At 40.4% G+C, this 9691-nt stretch carries 14 protein-coding genes; all 14 read left to right on the plus strand.

The genetic code is table 11. The features are described from left to right. Positions 1-32 precede the first annotated feature (32 nt). The 14 genes from Q3W56_RS04735 to gp17 all read left to right on the plus strand — a co-directional run bounded on the left by Q3W56_RS04735 (position 33) and on the right by gp17 (position 9689). The gene (locus tag Q3W56_RS04735; RefSeq protein WP_103803583.1) at positions 33-893 is read left to right on the plus strand and encodes a hypothetical protein; all 861 of its coding nucleotides are present in this window, start codon (positions 33-35) and stop codon (positions 891-893) included. Positions 894-975: 82 nt separating this feature from the next. Beyond that, complete coding sequence (locus tag Q3W56_RS04740) at positions 976-1158, plus strand: hypothetical protein (RefSeq protein ID WP_302894672.1); 183 nt, start codon at positions 976-978, stop codon at positions 1156-1158. Between the two features lie 297 nt (positions 1159-1455). Further along, positions 1456-1821, plus strand: coding sequence for an HNH endonuclease (locus Q3W56_RS04745; RefSeq protein ID WP_302894673.1), 366 nt, complete (start codon positions 1456-1458; stop codon positions 1819-1821). 228 nt (positions 1822-2049) lie between these two features. Further along, complete coding sequence (locus Q3W56_RS04750; RefSeq protein WP_032725452.1) at positions 2050-2565, plus strand: phage terminase small subunit P27 family; 516 nt, start codon at positions 2050-2052, stop codon at positions 2563-2565. Beyond that, on the plus strand, positions 2562-4271 hold the full coding sequence (locus Q3W56_RS04755) for a terminase large subunit (protein WP_302894674.1): 1710 nt from the start codon (positions 2562-2564) through the stop codon (positions 4269-4271). The genes Q3W56_RS04750 and Q3W56_RS04755 overlap by 4 nt, the downstream gene beginning before the upstream one ends. Positions 4272-4283: 12 nt before the next feature. Beyond that, positions 4284-4475: a DUF1056 family protein gene (locus tag Q3W56_RS04760; RefSeq protein WP_041337954.1), complete on the plus strand. Its 192-nt coding sequence runs from the start codon at positions 4284-4286 to the stop codon at positions 4473-4475. Then, positions 4476-5783, plus strand: a complete 1308-nt coding sequence (locus Q3W56_RS04765; RefSeq protein ID WP_268330517.1) for a phage portal protein — start codon at positions 4476-4478, stop codon at positions 5781-5783. Then, entirely contained in the window at positions 5731-6468 is a 738-nt protein-coding gene (locus Q3W56_RS04770) for a head maturation protease, ClpP-related (protein WP_302894675.1), read from the plus strand. Before Q3W56_RS04765 ends, Q3W56_RS04770 begins: the two co-directional genes overlap by 53 nt. Before the next feature lie 38 nt (positions 6469-6506). Then, a complete protein-coding gene (locus tag Q3W56_RS04775; RefSeq protein WP_302894676.1) occupies positions 6507-7793 on the plus strand; it encodes a phage major capsid protein in 1287 nt (428 codons plus the stop codon). A gap of 26 nt (positions 7794-7819) precedes the next feature. Further along, complete coding sequence (locus Q3W56_RS04780) at positions 7820-8278, plus strand: collagen-like protein (RefSeq protein ID WP_302894677.1); 459 nt, start codon at positions 7820-7822, stop codon at positions 8276-8278. A 17-nt stretch (positions 8279-8295) separates the two neighbouring features. After that, a complete protein-coding gene (locus Q3W56_RS04785; protein WP_302894678.1) occupies positions 8296-8595 on the plus strand; it encodes a head-tail connector protein in 300 nt (99 codons plus the stop codon). Then, on the plus strand, positions 8588-8902 hold the full coding sequence (locus Q3W56_RS04790) for a phage head closure protein (protein ID WP_302894679.1): 315 nt from the start codon (positions 8588-8590) through the stop codon (positions 8900-8902). The genes Q3W56_RS04785 and Q3W56_RS04790 overlap by 8 nt, the downstream gene beginning before the upstream one ends. After that, complete coding sequence (locus Q3W56_RS04795; RefSeq protein WP_302894680.1) at positions 8902-9300, plus strand: HK97-gp10 family putative phage morphogenesis protein; 399 nt, start codon at positions 8902-8904, stop codon at positions 9298-9300. The genes Q3W56_RS04790 and Q3W56_RS04795 overlap by 1 nt, the downstream gene beginning before the upstream one ends. Continuing rightward, positions 9297-9689 (plus strand): tail completion protein gp17, encoded by a 393-nt coding sequence (gene gp17 / locus Q3W56_RS04800; RefSeq protein ID WP_302894681.1) that lies wholly within the window; start codon positions 9297-9299, stop codon positions 9687-9689. The genes Q3W56_RS04795 and gp17 overlap by 4 nt, the downstream gene beginning before the upstream one ends. Positions 9690-9691: the final 2 nt, after the last annotated feature.

Below are 9691 nucleotides of genomic sequence, written 5' to 3' on the forward strand. Positions count from 1 at the left end.
GGAGTAAATAACTAATCGGAGGGATTGAAAGAATGGACTTTAAAATTTACAGAGTCTTCGAAAAAGTGAATTATGAGGGCAAAGAACATGAGGTTCAGGATTATTTAAATAATTTAGACTTTTTTGATGCAGGACAAAACTTAAAATACGTAATAAATAGTGGCGTAGAGTATGAAAGAGGCGTTTTGGTTGGAAGTATAAGTGAAGAATTCATACCAAACTCATACAAAGTAAATGAAGACAGGACGCTAGGAAACTTAGAAGGTTTCGAACCTTATGAACGCACTATTTTTGCATATGATTTCAATACGAACATTTTCTTAGTTCAGAATAGAAAATATCCACCAAAAAATTTAGATCCAGGAAGAACATTAAACAGACTAACAGACATTATGAATGATGCATTCAGAAGCGTGTTTAATGATAGTTTTACTGTAATACAAACGACTTTACCTGAAGGAAATGAAATGTTCTTAAACTGGTTTAAAGTGAATCGCGTTACTGAAGTAGAGGTAAGTAATATTAATCAAAGAGGAACGCTTAGGGAAGATGTTTATGCAAAACCAAGTCTGAACAGTTCTCTAAAAGAATTTTGGAATGTTGAAGACGATTCCAAAATGGACGTTTTAAAAGTGAGATCTACAATGGATGGAGAATTGAATAACAATCCAATAGTTCTTGCTGCTATTCATTCTCCTGATGTAATTATTGATAAGATCAGATATTATGACGCAGAAGAAGATAAACAGGTCACTGTTCAAAGAAGTAAACTTGATAAGTTTGTTGTGAAAGATGTAGCAAGAGATGAAGAGTCAGTTACTGCTTTTCAACAAGTGATTAATCAGGTAAACGAAAACCGACGTATACTTAGAAACATAAGATCTGAGGAGTAATTTATAATTTAAATTTGTTATTAAGGGCATCCTAATACAAGGATGTCTTTTTTATATTTTTAAAAGGAAAGGGAAGATGAAAATGAATGACATGAAAAATGAAATTAAAAGAACCGATCTTATTGGGAAAAGTGGAGAAATAACAAAAAATATTGAAATTACAGATGCTATTCAACGTGGTGAAATTGTGAGTGTGAGAGTCAAAGAAGATGATGGAGATTCATACTGGGTTATTTTAGATGGAGATATTAGCTTATATGAATAGCACCCTTCGGGGTGCCTTTTTATATTCTCTGTAAACTGCTTCCGGTAAGTCTCAGGATAGACAATTGGCGGTTAACGGCTTGAGTACGGTGGCAGTTTAGAAAGAATATGAGGAGGGAACATCATCAAACCATTAGGTGAGCTGGTAATCAACACTTTCATTGAATTTAAAGCAGTAAGAAACGTACTATGTCAACACGTGTGAGCGATCTGGATGTAGTGAGAATCAGTGTCGAAGAACTAGAAGGAGAAATTTACAATTATTCAGTAACGAAAGAATTAATAAAGGATGAGGTTTATGCCCCTTAAGCCCCTAAGAATATGCGCCGCCCCTGGGTGCCCTAGCCTTACCCGTGACCGGTACTGTGATACACACAAGACACAGCAACAAGAAGAAACAAAACATTACAATAAATATTCAAGAAACAAAACAATAACAAGTTTTTATAAATCAACAGATTGGAAACGAACAAGACAACTTGCATTGATACGAGACAATTATCTCTGTCAGCATTGTTTGAAAGATCATTGCTTCACTCCGGCTGACATGGTGCATCACATTTTAGAAGTAAAGGAAGATTGGGCGAAAAGATTAGACTTGGACAACCTTGTAAGCCTGTGTAATGCCTGTCATAACAAGGTTCATGGCGGTAAGGGCAAGTGATCCCTCCCCCCTATCCAAATCTCTGGAAAGGAAACGTTTGGAGAACGGCGCCCCCTCTTCTGCAAACAAACACCGCTTTTCAAAGTTCCGGAAAAACAAAATACCCTCCCGGCGAAATTGCCGAGAGGGCTTGGTACGACTGGTTTTGTTGTTAATTCCATCGTATCACGATTGGTGAAAAAAACAAGCAAAAAATGCAATTTTTTTGATGTGAAATGAGGTGAGAACATGCCGAGGCCTGCAAAATCCGCGACGCTTCAATTGATACAGGGCAACCCAAATAAAAAGAATACGGAAGAGCTGGCCGCCCGGGCTGAGCACGAGAAGAAAATGAAAATGCGATCCGATAATATAAAACCGCCAACGTGGTTGGATAAGGTCGGGAAAAAAGAATTCAAACGGGTTGCTGCTCTATTAACAGAAGTTGAAATCATCACGGAAGCGGACATCAGCATGTTGGCTGCCTATTGTAATGCCTATTCGCAGTATGTATCAATTTCTAAAATTATTGAAGAAGACGGGATCATGGTCCATACGGAAGGACAAGACGAAGACGGCAACCCAATAAAGCTTGTTGGTGAAGAGCATCCGTTATTAAAGCGGCAAAAGAATTATTTTGATCAAATGAAATCAGCAGCGAATGACTTTGGCCTTACACCGTCTGCCCGGGCAAAACTTGCTATCACCCGTACCCAGGAAGAACGGGAAAAGACGGCTGCGGAGAAGGAGTTTAAAAACGTATGAAGACAATCAAACAATTTCTCATTGATTACTCGCGCGATGTGATATCGGGTGAGATTGTGGCGTGTGAAAAACACATTTGGGCCTGTGAGCGTTTTTTAAACGATGTGAGTCGGGAAGGAACAAGGGAGTTTCCTTATGTGTTTGATGATGAAAAAGCCCGCCGGTTCCTATACTGGATGACCCAATTTAAACATACGAAAGGCCCATTGCAGGGTGAAAACATTGTGCCTGAGCCTATTCAAATATTCATCTTTGGCAATGTGTACGGATGGGTGCATAAGGATACCGGCTATCGCCGATTTAAAAAAGTCTATTGGCAGGTCGGCCGTAAAAACACCAAAACGCAGAGCCTGGCTTGTGTTGGTTCCTATGAGGCAATGGCTAACGATGAATATATGTCCGAGGTGTACATTGGCGCCACAAAAACAGAACAAGCAAAAATATGTTGGAACGAAATTAAGGCACAGATTATGCAAGCTGACCTTTTGAACAAGCCGGAGAAAAAATATCGGATTGCATATGGAAAAATTGAACACCCTAAAACACAGTCTAAAATTGAGGCGCTTTCTAAAGATGCCGGAAAAACTGGCGATGGGTTTAACCCGCAATGTGGCATTATCGACGAATACCACGCTCATAAAACCTCAGAGATTTATGATGTCCTGGCTTCCGGTATGGCTGCCCGTGCTCAGCCGTTAATGCTGATTATTACTACAGCCGGATTTGAATTGAATAATCCTGCTTATCGTGTTGAATATGATTACGTGTCTCGCATATTGGACCCGAATAAGGTGGAACAAAATGAACAGTATTTTGTGATGATCAATGAGCTTGATAAAGGTGATGACGTCAAAGACGAAAAGAACTGGATTAAAGCTAACCCGATTGTCGCTGCCAATGAGCATGGATTGAATTATTTGCGCGGAGAGTTGGAGGTCGCGCTTGCCGTTCCGGAGAAAATGCGGAATTTCATGACAAAGAACATGAATATCTGGGTTAACATGCGGGAGAACGGCTATATGGATATGCAAGCCTGGACAGATTGCGGTTCTGATAAAATTCCGGATTTGAAAAACCGAGAGTGCTATGTCGGCATTGACTTATCAAAAACAATTGATTTAACGGCAGCATCTTTTATCTTTCCATTAGATGACGGCAGTTTTGCTGTAGAAAGTCACGGATTTATGCCGGAGGATACATTCCATGAAAGAATGAAGACAGATAACGTCCCATATGACTTGTGGAAGAAAAAGGGATGGTTAACGACAACAGATGGTGCCGTTGTTGATTATGACTATATCAGGGCTTACATTAAGAAAATGGAGAAAGAAAACGGCTGGCGTATCAAGGAAATAGGCTATGATCCATATAACGCCACACAGTTTGCTCAGCAAATGGAAGCGGATGGATACACAATGATTGAGATACGGCAGGGAGTAGCCACGTTGTCTGAACCAACAAAGGATTTTAGAGCAAAAGTCAAATCGAAAAAAATCATACATTCGAAAAATGACTTACTGACCTGGGCGATGGGTAATGCGGTAACAAAAGTGGACGCTCAGGAGAATATCATGCTTGATAAATCCAAATCCACTCAGCGGATTGACCCGGCAGCAGCATTGATTAATGCGTATGTACGTGCTTCTCAAGTTGAGAGAGCAGTTGACTTAAACGCTTATATTCAGTCTGGTGCTTTTAGTCTGTAGGGGGAATACAGTATGAAATTAGTGAAAATGATAAAACCAATTGTAGAGGATCTCTTACTCATTGCTGGCATGGTCTTCATTGCAGTTGCTTTGTATAGGATAAATATTAACGCAGGTTTAATTACGACCGGTGTTTTTTTATTTTCTCTTGCGGGGCTGTCAGGTCTAATTCAGCAAAAAAATAGTGATGAGGGAGGGGAGTAAATGTTATTAAGCCGTCTGAAAAGCGGAATAAAAAATGAAATTGCCGAAGAGGATAGCGGTTCTCTTCTCCATCCAGCTACTTGGTTTAGAAATATCTTTGCTGGTACTGAAAGCTCATCTGGTGAAAGGGTTTCAAGTAAGACGGCAGTTCTACATCCAGATGTTTATGCCTGTGTGATTGTTTTGGCCGACGATATTGCAAAATTGCCGATTAAGCTTTTTCAGAATCAAAACGGCAATATACAACAGGTTCAAAGCAATGTAAGTGAAATGATTCTGAACAAAGTCAATAACTATATGACAAGCTTTGTATGGAAGCGGCTTTTGGTTACGCGGCTTTGTACCTGGGGGAACAGCTACAACCTTTTACTTTTTGATAAAGACGGAAATGTGACGGGAATCAGACCCTTAGATCCAGAAGCGACAAATACAAATATCGATCCTAACAACGGACGCGTCTGGTATTCCACAACTCTTGATGGCAGATACCGTGAGTTTTTTTATGAAGAAGTGCTTCATTTCAAAAACCTGTCTCTTGATGGAGTTGTTGGACAAACTCCTATTTCAGTTATTCGTGACAATATTGGATCAAATAGAGCCGCCACAAAATTTAACGCGAAATTTTATAAAAACGGAGGAGCGCCGTTCGGTGTTGTCAAAGCTCCAACCCTTTTGGACCGACAAAGTAAACAAATACTTAGGGAAGACTGGGAACGGGTGAATGCGGGACAGTCTATTGCAGTTTTAGACGCTGGGCTGGATTATTCACAAGTGACTATGCCCATGAGGGATGCTCAATTTATTGAATCGATGAAATGGAATCGCCAGCAGATTGCATCTATTTACAAGGTGCCGCCGCATAAAATTGGTGAACTTGATCGTGCTACTTTTTCAAATATTGAACAGCAATCACTAGACTATGTGAAAACTACATTGCAGCCATTTGTTACAAATATTGAGCAAGAGTTAAATGATAAGATTTTAACAGAAAAACAGCGGAATGATGGATATTACTTTAAATTCAACTTGGAATCAGAGCTCCGCGGAGATAGTAAATCTCGTGCTGAATTTTATAAAACAATGCAAAGTGTCGGCGCCTTTAGCGTGAATACAATTCTTCAAAAAGAAGACATGACGGGTATCGGTGAGATAGGTGATGAGCATTACGGGAACTTAAATCTTGTGCCTCTTTCAATTATGAAAGAATACCAACTCAGCAAGACGAAACAATCCTCAGATCGACTGAAAGGGGGTGATGGCAACGGAACAGAAGAAAAACAAGTATTGGAACATGAAGATTCTGAATGAGTCAGCTGCTGAAATTACGCTTTATGGTTCAATTACCGGTGAAGGATGGTTCAGTGAAAGTTCATCTAAAGCTTTTCAGTCTGAATTAAAGAGTCTAGGTGAAGTGAATTCTATTGATTTGTATATCAATTCCCCCGGTGGGGATGTCTTCGAGGGACAGGCTATTCATTCTATGCTCCAGCGTCATAAAGCAAAAATCAATGTCTATGTGGATGCGTTGGCCGGGAGTATCGCTTCCGTCATTGCAATGGCCGGCGATAAAATTACGATGCCAAGTAACGCCATGATGATGATTCACAACCCATACATGGGGATGGTCGGGAATGCAGCGGAATTCCGGAAGGCAGCCGATGACCTGGACAAGATTACTGAAAGTATCGTTTCCACATATCTTGCGAAAGCAGGTAACAAATTGGACGACGGTACTTTACGCCAGCTACTGGATGATGAATCGTGGCTCACTGCCGACGAAGCATTAAATTATGGATTGATCGATGTGGTTTCAGAATCGAAGGATGTAGCAGCCTGCATTGATCATCGGGTTATGGCACATTTCAAACATGTACCAGGAAAAATTGTTGCTCAATCTGCGGCTGAAGCTACTGAAAGTCCAGCTAAAGATACAGGCCAAGATGAATTATTAAAACAAAAGATCAATATGAAACTTGAACTCTTAAATCTCTAAGGGTTCTTTTTTATGCCAATTTTAAGGAGGACAAGCAATTGAAACAGAAAAAATTATTGAACCTTGATATTCAATTTTTTGCTGGAGGTGGAATGTCTAAAAAGGAACGCGAATTACGCCAGGCTTTGGCGGAAAAACGCACGGACATTGAAGCGCTGACCGATGAAGGAAAAATGGAGGATGCTAAAAAACTACTTGCTGAAGCCCAATTAATCAAAGAGCAAATTCAAACATATGAAGATGTCCGAAATATGCAGGTTTCGTATGAACAGGAAGAGCAGCAAGAACAGAAAGGTCCAGAGGCAAAGATACAGCAACCAACAGATGATATTGCAGGTAAAGAAGTAAAAAATCATGTTCAGCTTTTCGCATCTGCTCTCAAAACGGGTAAAGTCCCGCAACCACTTGCAGCTATGAAGGAAGGCGTAGATGAGAATGGCGGACTTATTGTTCCACAAGATATTTCCACAAAAATCAATGAAAAGCGCCGGCAATTTGATACTCTGGCTAATCTTGTTGATGTCATTCCAGTATCTACAAACAAAGGATCAAGGGTACTTGAAAAATTAGCAGACATCACACCTTTAGTAAATCTTGAGGAATTAGCGGATATTGAAGATTTAGAGAACCCTAAATTTGAAAACATTAAATACAACATTAAAGACTATGCAGGGATTTTGGTCCTTTCAAATGATTTGCTTGCGGATACTCAAGAGGCGCTTTTGCAGTATCTCTCCAATTGGCTCGCTAAAAAATCGGCTGTAACCCGCAATACATTGATTCTTGAACAATTGGGTTCACTTGCGAAAACGACAATATCGAAACAGGACGACATTAAAGACATTCTCAATGTCAAGCTTGATCCGGCAATTAATGCTACAACCAAAGCTGTAACGAATCAATCTGGTTTTAATGTGTTGGATAAACTGAAAGATGCTTTCGGTCGTTACCTGTTGCAACCGAATCCTACAGATCCAACTAAAAAATTACTGTTCGGTAAGCCGGTATCCGTTATTTCTGATAAGTATTTGCCAAACGGTGGTACAAAAACTAATCCCAAATATCCGTTAATTATCGGAGACCTGAAAGAAGCTGTTAAACTCTTTGACCGTCAACAATATTCTATTTTAGCCACCAGCGTTGGGGGAAAAGCATTCTACCGTAATTCTACAGATTTGAGAATTATAGAACGCGAGGATGTGGTTCTTTGGGATACAGATGCAGTTGTTTACGCAGAATTTTCATCTATTAAAGATGCGGTTCCTGACAACGGGACACAGATTAACGATAGCACAGAAGATCAATCAGTAGATGTAGGGAAATAAAAACAATAGTGAAAGGATGATTTAATATGGCAGATTTTCTAAATGAAAGTAACGGAGCAAAAACATCAGCAAGAGACAACGGATCAGGGGAGCCAATTACAGATGTCTCTATCGCGGACAACAGCGAACAAAATCCTCTCTATGTAAAAGGTCTTCAAGGCGAACCAGGCCCACAAGGTCCTAAAGGGGATACCGGGCCGCAGGGACCAAAGGGAGACAAAGGAGACACTGGTCCTCAAGGTCCAAAAGGAGATGCTGGCCCACAAGGTGAGCCAGGTCCCCAAGGTCCAAAGGGTGACAAGGGTGATCCAGCTGTTATCGGCGAAAAATCTATTGTACATGAAATGTTGGGAGAAAAATCAGTCCGTAGCATTAACGTTGGAACGGGCAGCATTATGCTCGATCATTTGAACAGTGAAATAAAATCCGTATTAGATGGACTTCAAAAACAAATTGATGAGCTGAAACCGAATACTTCTGAATGAAAGACAGGTGATGTCGAGTGACAGAAGAAGAGAAAGTTGAATTAGAAAAGGCAAAAAAGTTCCTCCGGGTTGATGGTGATCTGGAGGATGATTTGATTTTAGACTTTATTGCATCTGCGAAAGAATACATTGCTTCTGCTACGGGCCTTACATTTCCGAATAAATCAGCCAGGGCAGCAATGTGTGTAAATGCATTCGTTGCTCACTGGTATGAAAACAGAGAAATTGCTGGTACAACTTCTAACTTAGACGGCGTGCTCACTACCATGATCAATCAGCTTAAATATACATTGCCGGAGGCTAAGTCCAATGCTTAATGATATGAGATATCGGATTCAATTTCAGAAAAAGAAGCCTGCTGGGCGCCTGCCTGTGGATGGAAAAAACAGCTGGGAAACGGTTATAGAATGCTGGGCTAAAGCTGAAGGTTTAAAAGGCCGAGAATATTATGCTGCGGCGGCCATTCAAAAGGAAAAGACAGTTGAATTTACAATTCGTCACCGCGAAGACATAGACGAGCATATGCGAATCATCTTTCGTGAAAAAGCTTATGAAATAGAGTCAATCTTGCCTAACTATTCGCGTCGGCACTTCATTACTATTAAAGCAAATGTGGTGAGCTGATGAATTTTGAGCTGGAATTGAAGGGTTTTAAAGAACTGGAATCTACGTTCGCAGACTTAGCTCGCAAGGACGAAAAAATCCATAAAGCAACCGTAAAAGCAGGCGGTGCTGTATTGGCGGAAGTAATCAATGATAATGCTCCGCGGTCAACTATTGGGGGTAGGCACCCTCACATAGACGAGGACATTATTGTAGGAAATAGGATAAAGCGAGATGAAGACGGAGAAATATATGCGGTTGTCGGCCCAACAAAGGACACTAAATTTCGTGTTCACTTGCCGGAGTTTGGGACCATTCATCAGGCAGCAAATCCTTTTATTCGAAACAGTATGTACCAGGCGAATGATAAGATGCTTGATGCTATGGAAAAGGTCATAAAGGCGGGGTATAAGCTATGAGTCTTTTAAACCTCATCGAAAGATCAATGCAATTAAAGGACAAGATATTTGAAGCGCTGGAAACCCATCCGGCGCTTTTATTATTGATTGATCCTGCAAATATTTATGAATTGGCCGTGCCAGAAGGGATTGAAAGTTCTCCTCCTTACATTGTGGTTCAGGAGATAGACTACAGAACAACTAAATGGGCTGATGGGAAGCCGATACAAGACAGCGCTGTATATCAGATTGATGTGTACCACAATAGTTCATGCGATCCTATTTTGGCCCCCATTGTGGACATAATGAGCGGCCTGGATTTTCAGACAACGGTCCCTATCAATGAATTTTTACAAAAAGAACGTCTTATTCGAAAAGGATATCGGTTCGAAGCAAACATTTTATTATAATT

This window comes from Bacillus sp. C28GYM-DRY-1 (genome assembly GCF_030519405.1).
GTDB lineage: Bacteria > Bacillota > Bacilli > Bacillales > Bacillaceae > Bacillus > Bacillus spizizenii_A.

Excerpts from the sequence above, each read along its gene's own strand:
- Q3W56_RS04740 (WP_302894672.1), top strand. The coding sequence starts at position 976 with ATGAATGACATGAAAAATGAAATTAAAAGAACCGATCTTATTGGGAAA.
- Q3W56_RS04795 (WP_302894680.1), top strand. The coding sequence starts at position 8,902 with ATGAATTTTGAGCTGGAATTGAAGGGTTTTAAAGAACTGGAATCTACG.
- Q3W56_RS04780 (WP_302894677.1), top strand. The coding sequence starts at position 7,820 with ATGGCAGATTTTCTAAATGAAAGTAACGGAGCAAAAACATCAGCAAGA.
- Q3W56_RS04760 (WP_041337954.1), top strand. The coding sequence starts at position 4,284 with ATGAAATTAGTGAAAATGATAAAACCAATTGTAGAGGATCTCTTACTC.
- Q3W56_RS04765 (WP_268330517.1), top strand. The coding sequence starts at position 4,476 with ATGTTATTAAGCCGTCTGAAAAGCGGAATAAAAAATGAAATTGCCGAA.
- Q3W56_RS04750 (WP_032725452.1), top strand. The coding sequence starts at position 2,050 with ATGCCGAGGCCTGCAAAATCCGCGACGCTTCAATTGATACAGGGCAAC.
- Q3W56_RS04755 (WP_302894674.1), top strand. The coding sequence starts at position 2,562 with ATGAAGACAATCAAACAATTTCTCATTGATTACTCGCGCGATGTGATA.
- Q3W56_RS04790 (WP_302894679.1), top strand. The coding sequence starts at position 8,588 with ATGCTTAATGATATGAGATATCGGATTCAATTTCAGAAAAAGAAGCCT.
- Q3W56_RS04735 (WP_103803583.1), top strand. The coding sequence starts at position 33 with ATGGACTTTAAAATTTACAGAGTCTTCGAAAAAGTGAATTATGAGGGC.
- gp17 (WP_302894681.1), top strand. The coding sequence starts at position 9,297 with ATGAGTCTTTTAAACCTCATCGAAAGATCAATGCAATTAAAGGACAAG.
- Q3W56_RS04770 (WP_302894675.1), top strand. The coding sequence starts at position 5,731 with ATGGCAACGGAACAGAAGAAAAACAAGTATTGGAACATGAAGATTCTG.
- Q3W56_RS04745 (WP_302894673.1), top strand. The coding sequence starts at position 1,456 with ATGCCCCTTAAGCCCCTAAGAATATGCGCCGCCCCTGGGTGCCCTAGC.